The sequence below is a fragment of the Azospirillum sp. TSH58 genome (assembly GCF_003119115.1).
Taxonomy (GTDB): domain Bacteria; phylum Pseudomonadota; class Alphaproteobacteria; order Azospirillales; family Azospirillaceae; genus Azospirillum.
Genome location: NZ_CP022364.1, coordinates 1,240,270 through 1,261,874 on the forward strand (window position 1 = coordinate 1,240,270; position 21,605 = coordinate 1,261,874).

Sequence of the window (21,605 nt, forward strand, 5' to 3'; positions counted from 1 at the left end):
CTTAGTAGACGCGGGCCTTGGGCGGGAACACCTGCACCTCGTCGGTCAGGGTGTAGAGATGGACCGGGCGGTACCCGATCTTCGTCTCGCCCTTGTCCGACACCTCGATGACGGTGTGCTTCATCCAGTTCTCGTCGTCGCGGTCCGGATAGTCCTCGCGGGCGTGGGCGCCGCGGCTCTCCGGCCGGTTCTTCGCCGAGTGGAGCGTGGCGACCGCCTGGTACAGCAGGTTGTCCAGCTCGATGGCTTCGACGAGGTCGGAGTTCCAGACCAGCGAACGGTCGCTGATCGCCATGTCGCTCTTCTTGGCGAAGGTCTGGTCGATGAGCTTGACGCCCTCCTCCAGCACCTCGCCGGTGCGGAAGACCGCGCAGTTGTTCTGCATGGTCCGCTGCATCTCCAGGCGGAGCTCCGACGACTTGATGGAGCCCTTGGCGTTGCGGATCCGGTCGAAGCGCTCCAGCGCGACGTCGGTCGCGGCGGCGGACGACGACACCGACTTGCCCTTCTCGACGATCTCGGCGGCGCGGATGGCCGCCGAACGGCCGAACACCACGAGGTCGAGCAGCGAGTTGGAGCCGAGACGGTTCGCACCGTGCACCGACACGCAGGCCGCCTCGCCGATGGCCATCAGGCCGGGCACCACGCGATCCGGATCCTCGGCGGTCGGGTTGACCACCTCGCAACGGAAGTTGGTGGGGATGCCGCCCATGTTGTAGTGCACCGTCGGTAGAACCGGGATCGGTTCCTTGGTGACGTCCACGCCGGCGAAGATCTTGGCCGTCTCGGCGATGCCGGGCAAGCGCTGGTGGATGATCTCCGGCGGCAGGTGCTCCAGGTGCAGGTGGATGTGGTCCTTGTGCTCACCGACGCCGCGGCCCTCGCGGATCTCGATGGTCATCGAGCGGGACACCACGTCGCGCGAGGCGAGGTCCTTGGCCGACGGCGCGTAGCGCTCCATGAAGCGCTCGCCGTTGGAGTTGGTGAGGTAGCCGCCCTCGCCGCGCACGCCCTCGGTGATGAGGCAGCCGGAGCCGTAGATGCCGGTCGGGTGGAACTGCACGAACTCCATGTCCTGCAGCGGCAGGCCGGCGCGCAGCACCATGCCGCCGCCGTCGCCCGTGCAGGTGTGGGCCGAGGTGGCGGAGAAGTAGGCACGGCCGTAGCCGCCGGTCGCCAGCACGACGAGCTGGGCGCGGAAGCGGTGGATGGTGCCGTCGTCGAGGTTCCAGGCCACCACGCCCTTGCAGACGCCGTCCTCCATGATGAGGTCCAGCGCGAAATACTCGACGAAGAACTCCGCCTCGTGCTTCAGCGACTGCTGGTAGAGGGTGTGCAGGATGGCGTGGCCGGTGCGGTCGGCGGCGGCACAGGTGCGGTAGGCCTGCTGCTTGCCGTAATGGGCGGTCATGCCGCCGAAGGCGCGCTGGTAGATCTTGCCTTCCGGCGTGCGCGAGAAGGGCACGCCGTAGTGCTCCAGCTCGATGATCGCCGGGATGGCCTCGCGGCACATGTACTCGATGGCGTCCTGGTCGCCCAGCCAGTCCGACCCCTTGACGGTGTCGTACATGTGGAAGCGCCAGTCGTCCTCGCTCATGTTGCCGAGCGCCGCCGAGATGCCGCCCTGGGCGGCCACGGTGTGCGAGCGGGTCGGGAAGACCTTGGTGATGCACGCCGTCTTCAGGCCCTTCTCGGCCATGCCGAAGGTGGCGCGCAGGCCCGCACCGCCGGCACCGACGACGACGACGTCATAGGAATGATCGATAATATCGTAGGCGGCCATGGCTCGTCAGGCTCCGAACGAAATCTTGAGGACGGCGATGACGCAGGCGGCACCCAGCACGAAGCACAGGGCTTTCACGGCCAGGATGCTCAGGATCTTCGCCATCTCATTGTGCACGTAGTCCTCGATCACCACCTGCAGCCCGGCCTGGGCGTGGTGGAAGGTGACCACGGCGGTCAGCACCATCATCAGCGCCGAGAAGGGCGACTTGAGCCACGCGACGAAGGCCGCGTGGTCGGCGCCGAGATGGCGGATCACCCCGAAGACGAACCAGACGGTCAGCGGAACCAGGGCGATGGCGGTCACGCGCTGGTGCCACCAATGCTCGGTGCCGTGCTTGGCGGAGCCCAGGCCGCGCGCGATCTGCAGCGGCGAGCGGAGGGTCTTGCTGTTGGACGCCATGTCTTCTCTCCTCACCACACGGCCAGGCCGATGATCCAGGTCAGCACGGTCAGCACGGCCGCCGCACCGATGACGATCTGGTTGCCGCGCTCGGCCTCGCTCAGCTCGAACGACTTGCCGGCGTCCCACACGAGATGCCGGATGCCGTTGCACAGGTGATAGTAGAGCGCCAGCGACCAGCCGAACATCAGCAGCAGCCCGAAGAAGGAGCCGATGAAATGCTGCGCGCGCTCGTACGCGGCGGGGCTGGTGGCGGCGGCGACCAGCCACCAGGTCAGCAGAAGGGTGCCGACGGCCAGCCCCACGCCCGTGATGCGGTGCGTGATGGACAGGAGCGCAGTCCTGGGGAGTTTGTAGACTTGCAGATGCGGAGAGAGCGGCCGACCGCTGCCGTTTGCCATTGCGTCGTCCTCAGTTCGGCGACCGGTCGCGGCAAGGAGGGCTGTTGCCGCGACGGCGGGTGATGCGAGACCGAAAGTTTTAAGCCCTGCTGTGTTTGGCGATTGAATTACGCCTCTACCGCACACGAGTCAACGGCAGGGACTTGGCCGTGGCCAAAATGGCGCACCGCGGGAAGTGCCTGAAAACTAACGGGCTTTGCTGCAGCTGGTATTACCAGGGCCGAAACCCGGTTTCGCCGTTCAGCCTATTACTTGTCGAAGCGGCGAACATTCTCCACCATCATCGAATACATCTGGGTAATCAGCTCCGCCGGACGCAGCCGGCCGAAGGGGATGTTCTCCTTGGCCCACTCCACCAGCCCCTCGGGCGGGCGGACCGGAGCGACCTCGTAGCCGGCCTTCTTCAGCGCGTTCATCACCGAGCGGGCCTGCTTGGTGTAGTCCTCGTTGAAGAAGGACTTGTCCGCGTCCTTGATCGCCTTGGCGATGATGTCTTCGAGCGGAGTGGGCATGCCCCGGAGTGCCGGTCGCGGTCGTTCGTGATAGGGCGCACACGGTGTCACAACGCGGGCGCTGTTGCAATTCCATTGGGAACCGCATACCTCAAGCCCTCTTCGCACCGTATATCACAGGGATTAACCGCCATGGGCTACACAGTCGCGGTCGTCGGCGCCACCGGCAACGTCGGACGGGAAATGCTGGCCACCCTCGCCGACCGCCGGTTCCCGGCCGACGCGGTGATCGCCCTGGCCGCCGACAGCGCGGTCGGCAAGGAGGTGTCCTTCGGCGAGGACGAGGTGCTGAAGGTCCAGGACGTCGCCCGCTTCGACTTCAAGGGCGTGGACATCGCGCTGTTCGCCGCGGACGCCAAGGTCTCGGCGGCCCACGCGCCGCGCGCCGCCGCCGCGGGCGCCGTGGTGATCGACGCCAGCCCGCAGTTCCGCATGGACCCCGACGTCCCGCTGGTGGTCCCGGAGGTCAACGCCGACGCGCTCGCCGGCTACGCGAAGAAGAACATCGTCGCCAGCCCCGGCGGCGCGGCCATCCTGCTGGCCATGGCGCTGAAGCCCCTGCACGAGCAGGTCACGGTGAGCCGCGTCGTGGTCTCCACCTACCAGGCGGCCTCGGACGCCGGCAAGGAGGGCATGGACGAGCTGTTCAGCCAGACCCGCGCCATCTACGTCAACGACCCGGTGCAGAAGTCCGTCTTCTCCAAGCAGATCGCCTTCAACGTCATCCCGCACATCGGCCCCTTCATGGAGGACGGCGCGACGCGGGACGAGTGGGCGATGAACGTCGAGACGAAGAAGATCCTCGACCCCAAGATCAAGGTGAGCGCGACCTGCGTCCGCGTCCCCGTCTTCATCGGTCATTCCGCCGCGATCACCGTCGAGTGCGTGGAGCCGGTGACCGCCGAGGAGGCCCGCCGCATCCTGCGCAAGGCGCCGGGCATGCAGGTGATCGACCAGCAGGAGAACGACGGCTACATCACCCCGGTCGAGGTCGCCGGCGACGATCCGGTCTTCGTCAGCCGCATCCGCGAGGACTACACGGTGGACAACGGCCTGTCCTTCTGGGCGTCCACCGACAACCTGCGCAAGGGCGCCGCGCTCAACGCGGTGCAGATCGCCGAGCTGCTGGCGAAGGAGTATCTCGACGCGTGATCCCGATCCGCTCCTCCCGCCCGGACGACGCCCCGGCGCTGTTCGCCGTCTGGCTCGCCGCGGTGCGCAGCACGCACGACTTCCTGAGCGAGGAGGACATCGGTTTCTACGCCGACCTCGTGCGCGACCAGTATCTTCCGGCGGCAGCGCTTCTGGTCGCCGTGGACGGTGACGACCGGCCGGTCGGCTTCCTGGGCATGACCGGGCGGAAGATCGACACGCTGTTCGTCGATCCGGCGTGGCACGGCCGGGGGATCGGCCGCGCCCTGGTCGCCCGCGCGCTGGAAGGCGGACCGGAGCTGACGGTCGATGTGAACGAGCAGAACGGCGCCGCCCGGGCCTTCTATCGGCGTCTCGGTTTCCGGGAGGTCGGGCGGTCCGCGCTGGACGACAGCGGCCGCCCGTTCCCCTTGCTGCATCTGACCCTTGATGGCTTGTCCTCAATGGCTCCGGACGAAGCGACCCGACCGGAGCCTGAAGGGCTTACTTGACGAACAGCCGGTACAGGGCGGAGTGGTCCAGCCCGCCGTCGCCCTGTTCGGCCAGCAACTCGAACAGCTCCAGGCTGAGGCCCAGCGCGGGAAGCTGGATGCCGGACTGCTCCGCCAGTTCCTCCGCCTGTTTCAGGTCCTTGATCTGGGTGACCACGCGGCCGCCCGGCGTGAAGTCGCCGGAGACCATGCGCTGGCCGTGCAGCTCCAGGATGCGCGACTCGGCGAAGCCGCCGCGGATGGCGTCGCGGACCTTGCCCGGCTCCACCCCCGCCGCCTTGGCCAGCGCCAGCGCCTCGGCCACCGCGCCGATGCTCAGCGCGACGATCACCTGATTCGCCATCTTGGCGACCTGCCCGGCCCCGCTGTCACCGACATGGGTGATGCGCTGGCCCATCGCCTGGAACAGCGGCAGGGCGCGGGCGAAGGCCTCCTCCGTGCCGCCGGCCATGATGGTCAGGGTGCCGGCCTCCGCCGCCACCGTGCCGCCGGACACCGGGGCGTCGACCCAGTCCGCGCCCTTGGCGCGGACGGCCTCGGCCAGCTTGCGGGTCGCCCCGACCGCCGTGGTGCCCATGTCGATGACGAGATGGCCGGGCCGCAGCGCCTCGATCAGGGCCGCGGCCACCGCCTCCACCGCCACCGTGTCCGACAGCATCAGAACGATGGCATCGGCGCGGGCGGCGACCTCGGCGGGAGAAGCGGCGGGGCTCATGCCCTCGCCGGCCAGCTCCTCGACCGGGCCGGGGCTGCGGCTGCTGATCACCAGGGCCGCGCCGGCCTTCGCCAGATTGCGGGCCATGGGCCGGCCCATCAGGCCCAGCCCGATGAAGCCGACCGTCCGCCCCGCCAGACCCGTCCGTCCGGTCATGTCGCGGTCCGTCACAGGCGGGTGTGGCGCGCCCGCGCGCCGCGTTCGATGGCGGCGGCGCACAGCCGGTCCACGCCCAGCTTGTGCCGGATCAGCTCCAGCATCCGCAGCTCCTCCTGCGAGGCCGACGGGTCCGCCGCGGCGATGTCGCAGGCGAGCGCGTAGGCGGTTTCGGACAGCTTGGACGGAATCGCCTCCTTGACGATCTGGAGCGTCGTCTCCAGCCCGTCGGCGTCGGCCAGCAGGCCGGAGCATTCGCGGGTCACGTCGGTCAGCCGGTCGATGTCGAAATCCTTGAAGATCGGCAGGTAGCGGACGTTCTCGCCGATGGCCTCAAGCTCCGCGTCCGTCATGTCGCCGTCGCACGCCGACACCAGCACCATGACGTAGATGAGCGCGCTGTGGTGGTTGATCATCGAAACTCCTGCGGAAAAAGGGCCCCGCCCAATCTTGCCCGCCCCCCGCGCGCCGTCAAGGGAGCCATGTCTCCGACGGAAGGGTGGGTCCCTCGACAGGAGACGGGCTGCCCCTTAAGGTCGGGCCCCATGTCGGTGGTCATCAACGTGGCGCTCCCGGTCTTCGCCATCATCCTGGCGGGCGTCCTCTCCGGTAAGGCGAAGCTGCTCGGTCCCGCCTCGTCGGAGGCGCTGAACAAGTTCGTCTATTGGATGGCCCTGCCGCCGGTGCTGTTCCTCGGCACCGCGAAGCGCTCGGTGGCGGAGATCTTCAACGGCCCCTTCATCGGCGCCTTCCTCGGCTCGATGCTGGCGGTCTACGCGCTGGGCGCGCTGCTCGGCTGGCTGATCCACCGGGAGCGGACGCAGATCCAGTGCATGCAGGGGCTGAACGCCTGCTTTTCCAACACCGGCTACATGGGCATCCCGCTGTTCCTGGCGGCCTTCGGCCCGGACCGTCTGGCCCCGGCCATCCTCGCCACCGTCATCATGAGCGCGATCATGGTCGGCATCGCGGTGATCTGGCTGGAATTCGCCAACAGCCAGGGCGGCGGGATCGGCAAGGCGCTGCGCGACGTCGGCCGGGCGCTGGTCAAGAACCCGCTGATCATCTCCACGGCCCTCGGGCTCGCCTGGTCGGTCTTCCTGTCCGGCATGCCGGTGCCGCGCCCGATCGCCATCTACTGCGATCTGATGGGCGCCTCCGCCGGTCCCTGCGCCCTGTTCGCCATCGGCCTGTTCCTGGCGACCCAGAGCCTGAAGGCCAACCTGCTGGAGGTCGGCTGGATCAGCGCCCTGAAACTGGTAGTGCAGCCGGCGCTGGCCTGGCTCCTCATCCAGACCCTGTTCCCGCTGGACCCCTTCTGGGCCGGGTCGGCCATCATCCTCGCCGGCCTGCCCACCGGCGCCCTGACCTTCGTGGTGGCCAGCCAGTACCGCATCTATGTGGAGCGCACCTCCGCCGCGATCCTGATGTCCACCATCGCCAGCGTGGTCACCCTGTCCTTCCTGCTGGCCACCTACGCGCCGTCTCTCTGACCCTTGGCCGGCGGCCTTCCGGCCGTTCATCTTTATTAAAAGAAAGAGTCCACCCGGGAAAGCGCAAGGCGGACCGCCCTTCGCCGCCCTTGCGTCTTTCTTAATATTTGTTGTTCCATCATTTGATCCCGGTAAGTCCAACGCCCGGCGCATGGGCGTCTGGTCTGCCAAATCCTTTCGTTCAGACTCAATACAATCGATCGCCATGATTTCGCTTCCGGGGAAGAGACACGTGCCATGTCCATGCTGAGTTCCATGACCATCCGGACCAAGGTGGTCGCCGCCACCGTCTGTGTCCTGCTGATGTCGGTCGCCTTGGGACTGTTCGCCGTTGACCGGCTGAGCACCGTCAACCACGCCGCTGAGGAAATTCGCTCCAACTGGCTGCCCAGCGTCACCGCCATCGGGGAGATCGACGGTGCGGCGAACGACTACCGCATCCTGGAGGCCTCCCACATCCTCGCCCTTTACCCCGCGGAAATGGCCGAGGTGGAAAAGGAGATGACCACGGTTCTGAACCGCTTGGCGGAGGCCAGGCGGAAGTATGAGCCGCTGCTCGCCTCCGGCTGGGAAACCCAGACCTTCAAGCGCTGGGAGGCTGTCTGGGACAGCTATCTGAAAATCAGCCAGGGCAAGCTGCTTCCCCCTTCCCGGGCCAACGAGAACGAGAAGGCCACGGGTATCTATCGGGAGGAATCACGCAGGGCGTTCGATGAGTGCTCCGCGCTCATCAACGAGCTGACCGCCTCCAACGTCCAGAATGCGGCGAAGGCGGCGGACTCGGGGCGGGCCACCTATGTCGGGGCGCAGCGCTGGATTCTGGGGGCCATCGCCTTCGTGGCGGTCCTCTGCCTGTTCGCCGGCATCGCCATGACGAAGTCGGTCGCCCGGCCCATCGTCGCCCTGACCTCCATCATGGACCGTCTGGCCAAGCGCGACCTCGGCGTCGCGGTGGAGGGCGGCGCCCGCCAGGACGAGATCGGCGCCATGGCCCGCGCGGTGCAGGTCTTCAAGGACGGGCTGATCGAGGCGGAGCGCCTGACCGCCGCCCAGGCCGCCGAGGAGGAGAACAAGCGCCGCCGCACCGAACGGATCGATTCGCTGATCCGCAACTTCGACAGCGCGGTGCACAGCGTCCTGCAGACCGTGGGCGCCGCGGCGTCGCAGCTCGACACCACCGCCCGCAGCATGACCGACATCGCCGAGCACACCCGGGCCGAGGCCGGCAGCGCGGCGGCGGCGGCCGAGCTGACCTCCGCCAACGTGCAGACCGTCGCCGCCGCGTCGGAGGAGATGGCCGCCTCCATCACCGAGATCTCCCAGCAGGTCTCGCAGTCGGCCGGCATCGCCGGCAAGGCGGTGGACGAGGCCGACCGCACCAACGCCACCGTGCAGGGGCTGTCGGAAGCGGCCCAGCGCATCGGCGACGTGGTGGACCTGATCCAGAACATCGCCGCCCAGACCAACCTGCTGGCGCTGAACGCCACCATCGAGGCGGCCCGCGCCGGCGAGGCCGGCAAGGGCTTCGCCGTCGTGGCGAGCGAGGTCAAGAGCCTCGCCAACCAGACCTCCAAGGCGACCGAGGAGATCGCCCAGCAGATCGGCGCCATCCAGGCGGCCACCGGCGGTGCGGTCGGCGCCATCCGCGGCATCGGGGCGACCATCTCCTCGATCAACGACATCTCCTCCTCCATCGCCGCCGCCATCGAGGAGCAGGGTGCGGCGACCCAGGAGATCAGCCGCAACGTCCAGCAGGCGGCGCAGAGCACCCAGGAAGTGACCAGCAACATCGGCCGCGTGTCGCAGGCCGCGACCGAGACCGGCAGCGCCGCGACCCAGGTGATGTCGGCCTCCGGCGACCTGAACCAGGGGGCGATGCGCCTGAAGAGCGAGGTCGAGAACTTCCTCGTCGCCATCAAGGCGGCCTGAGGCGGCGCGGCCTGGACATCATGCGACCGGGACCGCCCGCCGGCGGTCCCGCCGCTGTTGCCAAGCCGCCGCTGCCCGTATAATGTGCACCGCGCATCAAGAGTTGAGCGGACGCTCAACGCCAACCTGCTTTCCCGAGCAAGGTGGCGTCCCGAAGGGGGATGTGGCCGGACCGGCAAACAAACGGGGTTCGCCATGACGTCTGTTCCGACCGATGCACCGACAGCGGAGCCGGACGAGTCATGCCCATCAAGATACCCAACGATCTTCCCGCCTTCACCGCCCTGCAGGCCGAGGGCGTCATGGTCATGCAGGAGGCCGACGCCATCCGGCAGGACATCCGGCCCCTGCGCTTCGGCCTGCTCAACCTGATGCCCGACAAGATCCGGACCGAGACGCAGATCGCGCGCCTTCTCGGCAGCACGCCGCTTCAGGTCGAGCTGTCGCTGATCCGGATCACCAACCATGTGCCGCGCAACACCGCGGCGGACCACATGAGCGCCTTCTACCGGTCGTGGGAGGACGTGCGCCGCGAGACCTTCGACGGCTTCATCATCACCGGCGCGCCGGTCGAGACGATGCCCTTCGAGGAGGTGTCCTACTGGGACGAGCTGTGTTCGGTCTTCGACTGGACGCAGAGCCACGTCCATTCCTGCCTGAACATCTGCTGGGCGGCGCAGGCCGCCGTTCATCATTTCCACGGCGTGCCGAAGCATCTTCTGCCGCGCAAGGCGTCCGGCGTGTACCGGCACCGCAACCGCGCCCCCGCATCGCCCTATCTGTGCGGCCTGTCCGACGGCGTGCCCATCCCGGTCTCGCGCTGGACCGAGGTGCGGGAGGAGGACATTCCCCCCGAAAGCGGCCTGCGGGTGCTCCTGGACTCCCCGGAAACCGGCCCCTGCCTGCTGGAGGACGCCGCCCACCGGTCGCTGCACATGTTCAACCACATCGAATACGACACCGACACGCTGCGCAACGAGTATGTCCGGGACGTCGCCAAGGACGCGGCCACGCCGGTTCCCCAGGGCTATTTCCCCGATGACGACCCCAGCCTCCCGCCCGAGAACCGGTGGCGGAGCCACGCCCATCTGCTGTTCGCGAACTGGATCAACCGGATCTACCAGACGACGCCCTTCGATCTCGCCCGCATCGGAACGGCGGGATAGGCCGCCATCAGGGCAGCCGATCCGCCCCGTCACCCTCCCCCGCCGGCCGCACCGCGTCGTCCATCTGCAAGGCGAGCCAGAGCAGATGCGCCGCGGCGGCCGGGCTGACGCGCGGCGGGCGGGAACCACCCCCGTCACCGTCCTCCCCCTCCATCGCCAAACCGTACAGGGCCGCCACGAGATTGCCCTTGGCGCGGGGCGACAGGCGCCGGCCCCGGTCGGCCAGCCCCTGCTCGACAAGGGCGATCGCCTCGCTCAGCAGCGCGAGGTCGAGCACCGGCCGGGGAACGCCGGATTCCCGCGGCGCGGGCGGAAGCGCGCCGTCGCCGGACTCCGGTCGGCCGCCCGCTGCCCGCATGCTGCCCCGTCCGGTCAGCAGCCAATTCATGTCGATGCCAAGGGCGGCAAGCTCCGCCAGGGTCTCCCCCTTCGGAAGCTTGCCGTTCAACTCGTACGACTGCCAGGTGTTCTCCCCGAGATGGAACCGGCGAGACATGGTTTTTTGTGTCTCACCGAGAAATTCGCGCACGGCCTTGAGCCGATCCCCAAGCTGAGCCATGCCGGCCTCTCCCGACCGTGGGGAAATATCCGTTGTCCCAAGGGTGAATTTGCTTTCCACGGCACCCCACGCGCGACGAGGCCAATCGTCGGTTGCACGCTTTCTCATGTTGCGACGATACGTATTATCGTGTAAGAAACGCTGGGATACGCGGTGCGCAGCACTTTTACACATGGATAAGACATGGGCATCCTCGGTGTGCGCTCCATTCATTCCGCCTTCGGTCCGGGCTCCGCGGGGCCACCCGACTCCTGCCCATGACGCCAGAAACCATGCGCGTCCATGGGCCGCGCTGGTTCTGCGTCGATAGAATAGCGAAGTCTCCTTCACCGCCTGCGGGAGCAGGGCGGCCGTGATGACTGTGCGACGCCAGTTTCTTCCCGATCAACGTCTTCGGAGGCGTCCCGCGAACCTCTCCGCATGGTCACTCCTTGGCCGGCGATCAATCATTCAACTTATCGCAGAACATGTGGGGTTTTGCATTGCCCATCCGCGCGCCCGTGCAGCCGGGCGTGCGGAACCGTTTGAGACATCCCGTCACCGACACACAACGAACGATTTCGACGCAACGCACTCATCACGAAATTTTAAAAACCAACCAAAAACAACAAAAATGGCGAACGCCTCTTTGGTGAAAACGCGAGGAAACCGACCACAAAACACCGCCGAAAAGAGAAAAAAACACCATGAACGACATCAGCGTCAGAACAAAAACCTTCACCGTCTTTGCGTTTCTATCCCTGCTTTTTGCTGGAATCAGCGTTCTCGGAATCAATCGGCTGTCGGTGGTCAACGACAGCTCGACGGAGATCGCCACCTTCTGGATGCCGCGGGTCGTGCAGGTCAACACGATGAACGACACCGTGTCGAGCTTCCGCATCCTGCAGAGCACGCACATCCTCGCCACCAGCGAGCCGGACATGGCCGCGGCGGAGAAGAAGATGGACGATCTGGAATCCGGCATCACCACCGCCCGCCGGGTCTATGAGGCGACGCTGAGCAGCGTCGAAGGGCGCGCTCTGTTCACCCGGTTCGAACAGCAGTGGGGGCAGTATCTCACTCTTCACCGCCAGATCGTCGCCCTGTCGCGCCGCAACGAGAACACCGCCGCCACCGCCCTGTTCCGCGACGCGGCGGACAAGGGCTTCCAGGAGGTCGGGCAGGCGCTCGACGCCATGATCGACCACAACAACCGGGGGGCCGCCAAGGCGAACGACGACGCCGACGCCGTCTACGCCCAGTCCAGCTCGACGCTGATCGTCGCGCTGGTCATCGGCATCGCCGTCTGCCTGGGCGGCGCGCTGATGATGATCCGCGGCGTCTCCTCGCCGATCGGCGCGATGACCGAGGCGATGCGCCGGCTGGCCGGCGGCGACAAGACGACGGCGATCCCCTTCGCCAACCGGGGCGACGAGATCGGCGCCATGGCCACGGCGGTCCAGGTGTTCAAGGACGGGCTGATCGAGGCCGACCGGCTGGCCGCCGAACAGGCCGCCGAGCAGGCCGCCAAGCTGCGGCGGACCGAGGCGGTCGAGCGGCTGATCGCCTCCTTCGAGGAGCAGGTCGCCGACGCGCTGCGCAACGTCGCCGCCGCCGCGACCGAGCTGGACACCACCGCCCAGAGCATGGCGGTCACCGCCCGCCAGACCAACGACCAGGCGGCCAACGCCGCCGCCGCCGCGGAGCAGACCAGCGCCAACGTGCAGACGGTCGCCAGCGCCGCGGAGGAGATGTCCAGCTCCATCGGGGAGATCGGCTCGCAGGTCACCCGCTCCACCGGCATCGCCGGCCAGGCGGTGCAGGAGGCCGGGCGCACCACCGACTCCGTGCGCGGGCTGGCCGACGCCGCGCACCGCATCGGCGCCGTGGTCCAGCTCATCACCAACATCGCCGGCCAGACGAACCTGCTGGCGCTGAACGCCACCATCGAGGCCGCCCGCGCCGGCGAGGCCGGCAAGGGCTTCGCCGTGGTGGCGTCGGAGGTGAAGCAGCTCGCCAACCAGACCGCCCGCGCGACGGACGAGATCGCCGCCCAGATCACCGCGATCCAGGAGGCCACCGCCGGCTCGGTCGGTGCCATCGAGGGGATCGGCCGCACCATCGCGGCGATCAACGAGATCTCCACCTCCATCGCCGCCGCGATCGAGGAGCAGGCCGCCGCGACCAACGAGATCTCCCGCAACGTCCAGCAGGCCGCGATCGGCACGCGCGAGGTCTCCAGCAACATCGCCCAGGTGACCGAGGCCGCCGGCACCACCGGGGCCGCCGCCCACCAGGTGCTGGGCGCCGCCGGCGGTCTGGCGTCGCAGGCGGAGAATCTGCGCCGCGACGTGGAGAGCTTCCTGGCGGCGATCCGCGCCGCCTGAGGCGCTGTCCGCCTCCTGCGGGGTCTCACCAGCCCCGCAGGAACTCCGCCGTCGCCTCCACTGCCTCCTTGATGCCGACGCGGCGGACCTCCACCCCCTCGGGGAAGGCGCCGAACAGGCGGCTCGGCATCATCGGGTCGAGCAGGACGAACACCCCGGTGTCGTCGGCCCGCCGCACCAGCCGGCCGAAGGCCTGCTTCAACCGCAACCGCGCGATCATGTCCTCGTAGCGCCGCCGCCCGAAGGCGTCGCGCCGGGCGCGGTGCAGGATGTCCGGACGCGGCCAGGGCACCCGGTCGAACACGATCAGCCGCAGCGAGCGGCCCGGCACGTCCACCCCGTCGCGCACCGCGTCGGTGCCGAGCAGGCAGGCGTGCTCCTCCCCCGGAAGATGTCGATCAGGGTCGCCACGTCCAGCGGGTCGACATGCTGGGCGTAGAGCGGGACGCCGGTGGCGTCCAGCGGCTCCACGATGCGGTCGTAGACGGCGCGCAGCCGGCTGATCGCGGTGAACAGCCCCAGGCCCCCACCCCCCGCCGCCTGGAACAGCGTGCGGTAGGCCGACGCCACCTGCCCCAGATCGTCCTTGCGCACGTCGGTGACCACCATCACCCGCGTGCGGTTGGGATAGTCGAAGGGCGAGGGCACCTGGGCGCGCAGCGCCGGCTTCGGCAGGTGGCTGGCGCCGCAGCGGTCCTCCGCCGCCTGCCAGTCCATGGCGGTGTCGCCGGTGCCGTCGGTCAGCGTGGCGGAGGTCACCACCATGCCATGCGCCGGCCCGGCCAGCGCCTCCGCGAAGGGAACCGTCGGGTCGATCCAGTGGCGGTAGAGCCCGACGTCGACGTCGCGCCCGTCGATCCGCTCCACCGCGAACCAGTCCACGAACTGCGCCGGCGTCTCCACCGGCAGCGTCTTCAGCATGGCCCGCCACGCCTCGACCGTCAGCACGCCGCGCCGGGTCAGGCTGCGCGCCATGGCGTCGATGCGCCGCCGCTGGTCGCTGTCCAGCTCCGCCGTCTCGTCCTCCAGCCGTGCCGCCAGCCGCTTGGCCAGCCCGGCCAGCGGTTCCGACAGCCGGACCAGCGCCGCCTCCAGCGCCACCGCCGCATCCAGCAGCCCGTCCACCGGGTAGGCCTTGTCGGCCTCCAGGCTGTAGGGGCCGCCTTGCCCCGCCGTTCGCGAATAGACCTGACGGCGCGCGGCGAGCAGGAAGGCTTCGGTCGGCCCCTGCGGGTTGTCGGCGGACAGCCGCGCCGCCCAGCCCTCCGCCGGCAGGACGCGGGCGCCCAGCATCACCGCGTCCATCAGCTCCTGCGCCTTCTCGTCGCTGGCCACCAGATCCTCGATGCGGCGCTTCAGCCCGCGGGCGCGGCTGCGCCCCGTCTCCTCGGCGCCCAGCAGCCAGCGCCGCAGCTCCTGCGTCTCGCGCCCGGTCAGATGCCCGGCGAAGGCGCTGTCCGCCGCGTCGAAGACGTGGTGCCCCTCGTCGAAGACGTAGCGGGTGGGCAGCGTCGGCTCCTCGCCGCCGCCCAGGGCGGCCTGCACCATGACCAGCGCGTGGTTGGCGATGACCACGTCGGCCTTGCGGGCGCGGCGCACGCTCTTCTCGATGTAGCAGCGGGCGTAGTGGTCGCAGGCGGAATAGATGCACTCGCCCCGCCGGTCGGCGAGGCCGAGCGTCCGCCCGCGCCCGGCGATGTCCACCAGCCAGCCGGGAAAATCGCCGCCGGTCAGGTCGCCGTCACGCGTCGCCGCGGCCCAGCGCGCCATCAGCCCGACACCGATGGCGTGGTGCGGCTGCATCGGCATGCCGCGGACGGCCTCCTCCAGATTCAGCAGGCACAGGTAGTTTTCCCGGCCCTTGCGCAGCACGACCTTGCGCGCCTTGGTCGCCGGCTCGGGGTAGAGGCGGTCCAGCTCCGCGTCGATCTGGTGCTGGAGGTTGCGGGTGTAGGTGGAGATCCACACCGTGCCGCCGTTCTTCTCCGCCCACACCGTGGCCGGCGCCAGATAGCCCAGCGTCTTGCCGACGCCCGTTCCGGCCTCCGCCAGAACGACGTTCGGCGTGTCGGGGGCGGGGCGCGGGGCGAAGGCGGCGGACACCGCGCTGGCGTAGTCGGCCTGCTGCGGGCGCGGCTCGGCCACCTTGCCGGGCACGCTGGCCGCCAGCATCACCGACAGGCGGCGGCGCGCCTCGTCCGGCTCCACCGGGTGGTGGGCGGGCGGCGGTTCGGGCGGGCCGTCCTGCCACTCCTTGATGCGGGTCCAGACGCGCAGGCCGGCGCGGGCGGCGCCCTTCTCCGGCCCCTCCGGCTTGCCCAGGGCCGCCAGCACGGCGGGCGCCCACAGCCAGCCGGCGCGCCCCATCTCCCAGGCGAAGGCCACGGGGTCGGACGCCTCCTCCCGCCCCGGCGTGCCCAGCAACCCCAGCAGCTTGCGCACCGCCCGGTGCAGGGCCAGCGCGTCGTCCTCCAGCCCGTCGGGGATCGGCAGGTCCAGCGCCTCGGCCAGACCGCGCGGGGTCGGCACGCAGAAGCGGGCGGGCAGGACGAAGGCGAACAGCTCCAGCAGGTCGAAGGCGGCGAAGGGCTCCGTCCCCAGCCGCCGCGCCATCGCCCGCGCGTGGCAGACCAACGGCGGCTGGCGGCGCGCCCGCTTGGCCGCCGCGGCGGGCGGCACCTCCTCGACCTCGCCGTCGCCGGTCAGCAGGACCACGCGCCGCGCGCCGGCCACCAATGCCGGCGCGTCATCAAGGCTGAAGGACGGGAGGGAGGGCGCCGAGGTCAGATCCATGGCGCGCAGTATAAAGGCCCCCGCCGCCGCAATGCGAGCAAACCCGTGTTGACCGATCGGCCCGCCCCCTCGAAAGTGCTCCCCCGTCCTTGAGCGTCGCAGAGGAGAGGTCGAGCGCATGCGGTTTCCGGTCCGGCGTCTGCTGAGACTCCTGATGGCTCTAGCCGTCGCCCTGGTGGCCTTCAGCGTCGGCTGGGCGGCGCTCTACCGCGTGGTGCCGGTGCCGGCCACGCCCCTGATGCTGATCCGCGCCGCCGGAGGGTCCGGGCTGGAGCACGACTGGGTGCCCAAGTCGCAAATTTCTCCCCACCTCGCCCGCGCGGTCATCGCGTCGGAGGACACGCTGTTCTGCGGCCATGGCGGCTTCGACTGGGCGGCCATCGAAGGCGCCTTCGAGGACAACGAGGAGGGCCGGCGCCTGCGCGGCGGCAGCACGATCAGCCAGCAGACCGCCAAGAACGCCTTCCTCTGGCCGGACCGGAGCTGGACCCGCAAGGGCGCGGAGGCGTGGTTCACCCTGCTGATCGAGACGCTGTGGCCCAAGAGCCGCATCCTGGAGGTCTATCTGAACATCGTGGAGTGGGATGACGGCGTCTACGGCGCCGAGGCCGCCGCCCGCCACCATTTCAAGAAGCCGGCGTCGGCCCTGACCCGCCGCGAGGCCGCCCTGCTGGCCGTCGTCCTGCCCAACCCCCGCAACTGGTCGCCGAACCCGCCCGGCGCCTATGTGGCGCGGCGGGCGGGCGTCATCGAGCGACGCATGGCGGTGGTGGAGCGGGACGGACTGGCCGACTGCGCGCGTTAGGCCCCGACCGCCATCGCTCAACCTGGGAACTTGCTGATCGACCATCAATACAGCCGGTGGTAAACTGTCCCGATTGCCCTTGCATGGGCTCGGGGTGGTCCGGCGCGCCGACACGCTCCGTCATTGGCAAATCTCGGCAATGGGAGGGCCGCCTGATGAACGTCATGGAGCCATCGGTGGGTGCGGCTCGGCAGCCGGCCACCTTGGTCGCGACGACACCGTCCGCCTCCAAGGCGGCGGCGGGGACCAAAGATACGGGGCCAAAAGACACGGCCGGCGGCTCCTCCGCCGGCACGCGCGATGCGGCGGCCATCGATGCGGCGGCCGTCGTCACGCTGTCGGAGACGGCCCAGGCGTCCCTGGCGACCCAGACGGCGGGCAAAAAGGATTTCGCGACCGTCGCCAAGGACGCGCGGGCGGCCATCGACGCCAAATACGCGGAGCTGGCCGCGAACGGCAAGCCGATGGACTACATGCACGCCACCCAGGAAAGCTGGGACACCGTCTATGGCGGGCTCGACCGCCGCGCCCTTTTCGCCATCGCCAGCAACAGCGACGGCAGCTTTTCCAAGGACGAGCAGAACACCGCCCAATCGATCATGTCGCAGCAGCAGGGGCAGGCCATGATGGCCGCGGACCCGACGGGCAACGATCACGCCGCCCGCTTCCGGGCCGGCGTCGCCTTCCTGGAGGGCGTCAGCGACGAGGAGAAGGCCTCGGCCAACTGGGCGGTCCAACGCGCCGCCACCCAGTTCGGGTACGAACAGTCGATGCGGAGCAGCGGCCGGGAACCGGACGATCTCGACAGCGAGAATCCGCTGGTCGCCATGATCAAGGGTGCCATGGACCGCCTCAAGGACAAGTCGCCCGAGGCCGTGGCCACCGGCGGCTATGTCAAGGACCTGAAGGACATGCCCTTGTTCCGCGACGGCGTCCCGGCGGTGGCGGCCGGCACCAGCCCGTCGCTCGACATCCGGGCATGAGGATCTACGCCCCGCCCCCCGACATCCGGAGGCTGACCACCCCCGCCACGATCAGCAGGATCCCCGCCAGCTTCAGGAAATTCAGCGACTCGCCGAACACCCACACCCCGATCGCCGCGATGGCCGCGGTGCCCACCGCGGACCAGATGGCGTAGGCGACGCCGACCTCGATCTCGCGCAGCGCCTGGGCCAGCATCGCGAAGGCCACCAGATAGCAGGCCACCACCGCCAGGCTGGGCCACAGGCGGGTCATGCCGTCGGACATCTTCATGGCGACGGTGCCCACGATCTCGAAGGCGATGGCGACGGACAGAAACAGCCAGCTCATGCGGGTCCTCGGCGGGTGATCCACATCCAGACATGCGCCCGATCCGCGAAACGGACAAGCGGCGCCCGTTGACGGACGGCGCGGAGCGCCCTAGGGTCGCTGCCTTTCTTTCTACACTTCCGTCGAGTTTTGAAGGGGCTCTACCATGACCGGCGAGCGGGAATTGGCGTTGCAGGCGAAGGCGTGGCCGTTCGAGGAGGCGCGCAAACTGGTCGCGCGCTTCGCGAAGGAGCCGCCGGCCAAAGGCTACGTCCTGTTCGAGACCGGCTACGGTCCGTCGGGCCTGCCGCACATCGGCACCTTCGGCGAGGTGGCGCGCACCACCATGGTCCGTCAGGCCTTCCAGCGGATGAGCGACATCCCGACGAAGCTGTTCTGCTTCTCCGACGACATGGACGGGCTGCGCAAGGTCCCGGACAACATCCCGAACAAGGAGCTGGTGGCCGCCAACCTCGGCAAGCCGCTGACCCAGGTGCCCGACCCGTTCGGCACGCACGACAGCTTCGGCGCGCACAACAACGCGCGGCTGCGCGCCTTCCTCGACAGCTTCGGCTTCGAGTACGAGTTCCAGTCCTCCACCGACTGGTACAAGTCGGGCCGCTTCGACGAGGCGCTGCTCGGCGTGCTGCGGCGCTATGACGAGATCATGGCCGTCATGCTGCCGACGCTGGGCGAGGAGCGCCAGCAGACCTACAGCCCGTTCCTGCCCGTCTCCCCCTCCACGGGGCGCGTGCTGCAGGTCCCGGTGCTGGAGCGCGACGTGGACGCCGGCACCATCGTCTTCCAGGACGAGGACGGCAAGAAGGTCGAGGTCCCCGTCACCGGCGGTCACGTCAAGCTCCAGTGGAAGCCCGACTGGGGCATGCGCTGGTACGCGCTGGGCGTCGATTACGAAATGTACGGCAAGGACCTGATTCCGTCGGCCGAACTGGCCGGGAAGATCGTCAACATCCTCGGCGGCACCCCGCCGCAGGGCTTCAATTACGAGCTGTTCCTGGACGACAAGGGGCAGAAGATCTCCAAGTCCAAGGGCAACGGCCTGACCATGGAGGAGTGGCTGGCCTACGCCCCGCCGGAGAGCCTCGCGCTCTACATGTTCCAGAAGCCGAAGTCGGCCAAGCGCCTGTATTTCGACGTGATCCCGCGGGCGGTGGACGAGTATCTCGCCTTCGTCGCCAAGCTGCCGGTGGAGGAGCCCGCCAAGGCGCTGGAGAACCCGGCCTGGCACATCCACAACGGCACGGCGCCGGCGGTGCGCTCGGACGTGTCCTTCAACCTGCTGCTCAACCTCGCCGGGGCGGCGAACGCCGAGACCAAGGACGTGATGTGGGGCTTCATCAGCCGCTACGCGCCCGAGGCGACGCCGGAGAACAGCCCCTTCCTGGACAAGCTGGTCGGCTACGCCGTCCGCTACTACCAGGATCAGGTGAAGCCGACGAAGCGCTTCCGCGCCCCCACCGACGCCGAGCGCGCCGCGCTGGAGGATCTGCTGACGCGGCTGGACGGCATCCCCGCCGACGCGGCGGGCGACGTCATCCAGAACGAGGTCTTCGCGGTCGGCAAGGAGCATGGCTTCACCGAGCTGCGCGCGTGGTTCCAGGCGCTCTACGAGGTGCTGCTCGGCCAGACCACCGGCCCGCGCATGGGCTCCTTCATCCAGCTTTACGGGCTGGACGAGACCAAGGCGCTGATCCGCGAGAAGCTGGCCGCCTGAACGCCGGCCATCGGCCTTTTCCCCTCCCCCGCGCCGCCGGTCCGCCGCGGGGGAGGGTTTCCCCAGCGGACCGGCGCCCCCGCAAACAATTCGCCAAACGCACAAACCGCTCCCAAGGGAGGCGGTGCCCGAGGGCATGGCCGGATGAGTGTCGCCCAGCGTTCGATGAGACTTCACCCGCCATCGTTCCCATTGCAAACAATATTCCCGCTCTGATCGTTTGCATTTCCATCATCCGCCTGTGCGGCTCGAATGTGTGCAAACGGTCGAAATCCTGCCCACCGGCTGGGCAAACAACATTTTATTCCCGCGTCGCCATGCACACACCGCACCGCACCAATACCAACTTGGTATTACCATCTGCCAAGGTCAGAGCCTATGATCCGCCCCGTTACTGCTTTTGCAGTGCGTTTCCTCCCTAAACTCTTCAAGGCCGCGCCCCATCGGGGTTGCGGCCCTTTTTCTTTTCAACCTTGGCATGCCGACGCTTTGACATCGCCGGCCGACAGCATGACTGCCGGCGCAGGGTACGGTTGCGCACGGTGGGCGCCGATGACAAGTTCGGCTTCATTAGCGGCCCGTTAACCGGCCCGTCGTTGGATATCCGGATGCAGCCACGTCAGGCCCTCCATTCCGATCAAGGGGACGACCGTCCCGGCGCGGCCCGCTCGGCGCCGCGGCCGGACCCCTCTGCGGAGGATGGCGTGGACCCGGAACTCCTCGGCTATCTGTTCGACGATTCTCCCCCCGCTCCTCCTGCGCCGGAACCGGCCCGCCGCCGCGTCGGCGCGGCGCTGGTCGAATCGCGGAGGGCCGGCATGGGCGACGCCGGGGTGCGCGCGCTGCTGGCGCGCAAACTGTGCCGATTGCTTCCCGATCTCCCCCCGGATCGCCAGGACAAGGCCACCGCCACCGCCCTGCGCACGCTGGAGCGGCTGGCCCGCGATCACGCCGCCCATGTGCGGACGGCGCTGGCCGGGGCGTTGAAGGACGTCGCCTGCGCCCCGCCCACCGTGGCGCGCACGCTGGCCCGCGACGTCGAGCGCTCGGTGGCGGAGCCGATCCTGCACTGTTGCGCCACCCTGACCGACGAGGACCTGCTGGAGATCATCGCCGCCCACCCCGCGGGCTGGGCGCTGGCGGCCATCGCGCGCCGGCCGGCGGTCAGCGCGCCGCTGTCCTGCGCCATCGTGGACACGGGCGACGCCGAGGCCACCGGCGTCCTGCTGGACAACGACGGCGCGGTCATCCCGGACGACCGGCTGGAGGATCTGGTGGAGCGGTCCGGCGGCCATCCGGACTGGCAGGCCAAGCTGGCCGGCCGGCCGGCCCTGCCGCAGCGGTTGGCCCTGCGGCTGACGGAGTTCGTCGACGACTCGGTGGCCGATCTGTTGCGGCGGCGCACCGATCTCGACGCGGTCACCGCGGCGGAGGTCGCCGCCGTCACACGGCGCCGCGTCGCCTGGGTCGAAGGGCGTGACCCGGGCGAGTCGCCGGGACGCCGCGCCGTCCGCCTGCACCGCCAGGGCGCCCTTGACGAGACGGCGCTGGGCGACGCCCTGTCCTGGGAGGAGATGGACTTCGTCCGCGCCGCCCTGGCCCTGCGCGCCGCCGTCCATCCGGGGATCGTGGACGACATCCTGCGTTCCGGCGATCCCCGCGCGGTCACCGCCCTGGTCTGGCGGGCGGGCTATTCGATGCGCTGCGCCATGCGGGTGCAGATCCGCGCCGCCGGCATCCCGCCGCGCGCCGTGCTGAACGCCCGCCAGGGCACCGACTACCCGTTGCCTGCGGCGGACATGGCCCGCCACCTCGCGCTCTACGGCGTCCGTTCCTGACGCCGCGGAGCCCTGTCCC

At 69.0% G+C, this 21,605-nt stretch carries 18 protein-coding genes, 1 pseudogene and 1 riboswitch; of the genes and pseudogenes, 10 read left to right on the forward strand and 9 right to left on the reverse strand.

Features of this window, described 5'->3' with window-relative positions; translation table 11 throughout:
* Nucleotide 1 precedes the first annotated feature (1 nt).
* From sdhA to TSH58p_RS09445, 4 genes are all read right to left on the reverse strand, one after another.
* Entirely contained in the window at nt 2-1,783 is a 1,782-nt protein-coding gene (gene sdhA / locus TSH58p_RS09430) for a succinate dehydrogenase flavoprotein subunit (protein WP_035675802.1), read from the reverse strand.
* A gap of 6 nt (nt 1,784-1,789) precedes the next feature.
* On the reverse strand, nt 1,790-2,185 hold the full coding sequence (gene sdhD / locus TSH58p_RS09435; RefSeq protein ID WP_109072270.1) for a succinate dehydrogenase, hydrophobic membrane anchor protein: 396 nt from the start codon (nt 2,183-2,185) through the stop codon (nt 1,790-1,792).
* An 11-nt stretch (nt 2,186-2,196) separates the two neighbouring features.
* Nucleotides 2,197-2,586: a succinate dehydrogenase, cytochrome b556 subunit gene (gene sdhC, locus TSH58p_RS09440; protein ID WP_109072269.1), complete on the reverse strand. Its 390-nt coding sequence runs from the start codon at nt 2,584-2,586 to the stop codon at nt 2,197-2,199.
* A 248-nt stretch (nt 2,587-2,834) separates the two neighbouring features.
* Nucleotides 2,835-3,098 carry a hypothetical protein gene (locus TSH58p_RS09445; protein WP_109072268.1) on the reverse strand — a complete coding sequence of 88 codons (264 nt, stop codon included), beginning with the start codon at nt 3,096-3,098 and terminating at the stop codon, nt 2,835-2,837.
* 132 nt (nt 3,099-3,230) lie between these two features.
* Between TSH58p_RS09445 and TSH58p_RS09450 the strand changes: the two genes are divergently transcribed.
* Together TSH58p_RS09450 and TSH58p_RS09455 are read left to right on the forward strand one after the other, a co-directional pair.
* Nucleotides 3,231-4,250, forward strand: coding sequence for an aspartate-semialdehyde dehydrogenase (locus TSH58p_RS09450; RefSeq protein WP_109072267.1), 1,020 nt, complete (start codon nt 3,231-3,233; stop codon nt 4,248-4,250).
* Entirely contained in the window at nt 4,247-4,741 is a 495-nt protein-coding gene (locus TSH58p_RS09455; RefSeq protein WP_109072266.1) for an acetyltransferase, read from the forward strand. The genes TSH58p_RS09450 and TSH58p_RS09455 overlap by 4 nt, the downstream gene beginning before the upstream one ends.
* On the opposite strand, the gene TSH58p_RS09460 is transcribed toward TSH58p_RS09455, so the two are convergent.
* Together TSH58p_RS09460 and TSH58p_RS09465 are read right to left on the reverse strand one after the other, a co-directional pair.
* Entirely contained in the window at nt 4,734-5,612 is an 879-nt protein-coding gene (locus TSH58p_RS09460; RefSeq protein ID WP_109072282.1) for an NAD(P)-dependent oxidoreductase, read from the reverse strand. The two genes, TSH58p_RS09455 and TSH58p_RS09460, sit on opposite strands and share 8 nt — an antisense overlap.
* Nucleotides 5,613-5,623: 11 nt before the next feature.
* Nucleotides 5,624-6,028: a tellurite resistance TerB family protein gene (locus tag TSH58p_RS09465; protein WP_014241609.1), complete on the reverse strand. Its 405-nt coding sequence runs from the start codon at nt 6,026-6,028 to the stop codon at nt 5,624-5,626.
* Between the two features lie 129 nt (nt 6,029-6,157).
* Between TSH58p_RS09465 and TSH58p_RS09470 the strand changes: the two genes are divergently transcribed.
* From TSH58p_RS09470 to metA, 3 genes are all read left to right on the forward strand, one after another.
* Nucleotides 6,158-7,105, forward strand: a complete 948-nt coding sequence (locus TSH58p_RS09470; protein ID WP_109072265.1) for an AEC family transporter — start codon at nt 6,158-6,160, stop codon at nt 7,103-7,105.
* A 237-nt stretch (nt 7,106-7,342) separates the two neighbouring features.
* Nucleotides 7,343-9,034, forward strand: coding sequence for a methyl-accepting chemotaxis protein (locus TSH58p_RS09475; protein WP_109072264.1), 1,692 nt, complete (start codon nt 7,343-7,345; stop codon nt 9,032-9,034).
* A gap of 88 nt (nt 9,035-9,122) precedes the next feature.
* Nucleotides 9,123-9,227, forward strand: a riboswitch (SAM-I-IV-variant riboswitch).
* 49 nt (nt 9,228-9,276) lie between these two features.
* On the forward strand, nt 9,277-10,200 hold the full coding sequence (metA, locus tag TSH58p_RS09480) for a homoserine O-succinyltransferase (protein WP_109072263.1): 924 nt from the start codon (nt 9,277-9,279) through the stop codon (nt 10,198-10,200).
* A gap of 7 nt (nt 10,201-10,207) precedes the next feature.
* Here metA and TSH58p_RS09485 read toward each other — a convergent pair whose 3' ends face one another.
* The gene (locus tag TSH58p_RS09485) at nt 10,208-10,696 is read right to left on the reverse strand and encodes a hypothetical protein (protein ID WP_247874267.1); all 489 of its coding nucleotides are present in this window, start codon (nt 10,694-10,696) and stop codon (nt 10,208-10,210) included.
* Nucleotides 10,697-11,445: 749 nt separating this feature from the next.
* Here TSH58p_RS09485 and TSH58p_RS09490 point away from each other — a divergent pair.
* Entirely contained in the window at nt 11,446-13,125 is a 1,680-nt protein-coding gene (locus TSH58p_RS09490) for a methyl-accepting chemotaxis protein (RefSeq protein ID WP_109072261.1), read from the forward strand.
* Nucleotides 13,126-13,150: 25 nt separating this feature from the next.
* Here TSH58p_RS09490 and TSH58p_RS09495 read toward each other — a convergent pair.
* Nucleotides 13,151-15,918, reverse strand: a pseudogene (locus TSH58p_RS09495) (ATP-dependent DNA helicase).
* 118 nt (nt 15,919-16,036) lie between these two features.
* Here TSH58p_RS09495 and mtgA point away from each other — a divergent pair.
* Both mtgA and TSH58p_RS09505 read left to right on the forward strand, forming a co-directional pair.
* The gene (gene mtgA, locus TSH58p_RS09500) at nt 16,037-16,723 is read left to right on the forward strand and encodes a monofunctional biosynthetic peptidoglycan transglycosylase (RefSeq protein WP_109072259.1); all 687 of its coding nucleotides are present in this window, start codon (nt 16,037-16,039) and stop codon (nt 16,721-16,723) included.
* A gap of 155 nt (nt 16,724-16,878) precedes the next feature.
* Nucleotides 16,879-17,706, forward strand: a complete 828-nt coding sequence (locus tag TSH58p_RS09505; RefSeq protein ID WP_109072258.1) for a hypothetical protein — start codon at nt 16,879-16,881, stop codon at nt 17,704-17,706.
* A gap of 4 nt (nt 17,707-17,710) precedes the next feature.
* Here TSH58p_RS09505 and TSH58p_RS09510 read toward each other — a convergent pair whose 3' ends face one another.
* Complete coding sequence (locus TSH58p_RS09510; protein WP_014241623.1) at nt 17,711-18,034, reverse strand: multidrug efflux SMR transporter; 324 nt, start codon at nt 18,032-18,034, stop codon at nt 17,711-17,713.
* 145 nt (nt 18,035-18,179) lie between these two features.
* Here TSH58p_RS09510 and TSH58p_RS09515 point away from each other — a divergent pair, with 145 nt between their 5' ends.
* Together TSH58p_RS09515 and TSH58p_RS09520 are read left to right on the forward strand one after the other, a co-directional pair.
* On the forward strand, nt 18,180-19,748 hold the full coding sequence (locus TSH58p_RS09515; RefSeq protein ID WP_109072257.1) for a lysine--tRNA ligase: 1,569 nt from the start codon (nt 18,180-18,182) through the stop codon (nt 19,746-19,748).
* Nucleotides 19,749-20,452: 704 nt separating this feature from the next.
* On the forward strand, nt 20,453-21,586 hold the full coding sequence (locus tag TSH58p_RS09520; protein WP_247874265.1) for a DUF2336 domain-containing protein: 1,134 nt from the start codon (nt 20,453-20,455) through the stop codon (nt 21,584-21,586).
* Nucleotides 21,587-21,605: the final 19 nt, after the last annotated feature.

Excerpts from the sequence above, each read along its gene's own strand:
- TSH58p_RS09460 (WP_109072282.1), bottom strand. The coding sequence starts at position 5,612 with ATGACCGGACGGACGGGTCTGGCGGGGCGGACGGTCGGCTTCATCGGG.
- mtgA (WP_109072259.1), top strand. The coding sequence starts at position 16,037 with ATGCGGTTTCCGGTCCGGCGTCTGCTGAGACTCCTGATGGCTCTAGCC.
- TSH58p_RS09490 (WP_109072261.1), top strand. The coding sequence starts at position 11,446 with ATGAACGACATCAGCGTCAGAACAAAAACCTTCACCGTCTTTGCGTTT.
- TSH58p_RS09515 (WP_109072257.1), top strand. The coding sequence starts at position 18,180 with ATGACCGGCGAGCGGGAATTGGCGTTGCAGGCGAAGGCGTGGCCGTTC.
- TSH58p_RS09510 (WP_014241623.1), bottom strand. The coding sequence starts at position 18,034 with ATGAGCTGGCTGTTTCTGTCCGTCGCCATCGCCTTCGAGATCGTGGGC.
- TSH58p_RS09445 (WP_109072268.1), bottom strand. The coding sequence starts at position 3,098 with ATGCCCACTCCGCTCGAAGACATCATCGCCAAGGCGATCAAGGACGCG.
- TSH58p_RS09465 (WP_014241609.1), bottom strand. The coding sequence starts at position 6,028 with ATGATCAACCACCACAGCGCGCTCATCTACGTCATGGTGCTGGTGTCG.
- TSH58p_RS09505 (WP_109072258.1), top strand. The coding sequence starts at position 16,879 with ATGAACGTCATGGAGCCATCGGTGGGTGCGGCTCGGCAGCCGGCCACC.
- TSH58p_RS09485 (WP_247874267.1), bottom strand. The coding sequence starts at position 10,696 with ATGTCTCGCCGGTTCCATCTCGGGGAGAACACCTGGCAGTCGTACGAG.
- sdhD (WP_109072270.1), bottom strand. The coding sequence starts at position 2,185 with ATGGCGTCCAACAGCAAGACCCTCCGCTCGCCGCTGCAGATCGCGCGC.
- TSH58p_RS09450 (WP_109072267.1), top strand. The coding sequence starts at position 3,231 with ATGGGCTACACAGTCGCGGTCGTCGGCGCCACCGGCAACGTCGGACGG.
- TSH58p_RS09470 (WP_109072265.1), top strand. The coding sequence starts at position 6,158 with ATGTCGGTGGTCATCAACGTGGCGCTCCCGGTCTTCGCCATCATCCTG.
- metA (WP_109072263.1), top strand. The coding sequence starts at position 9,277 with ATGCCCATCAAGATACCCAACGATCTTCCCGCCTTCACCGCCCTGCAG.
- sdhC (WP_109072269.1), bottom strand. The coding sequence starts at position 2,586 with ATGGCAAACGGCAGCGGTCGGCCGCTCTCTCCGCATCTGCAAGTCTAC.
- sdhA (WP_035675802.1), bottom strand. The coding sequence starts at position 1,783 with ATGGCCGCCTACGATATTATCGATCATTCCTATGACGTCGTCGTCGTC.
- TSH58p_RS09475 (WP_109072264.1), top strand. The coding sequence starts at position 7,343 with ATGTCCATGCTGAGTTCCATGACCATCCGGACCAAGGTGGTCGCCGCC.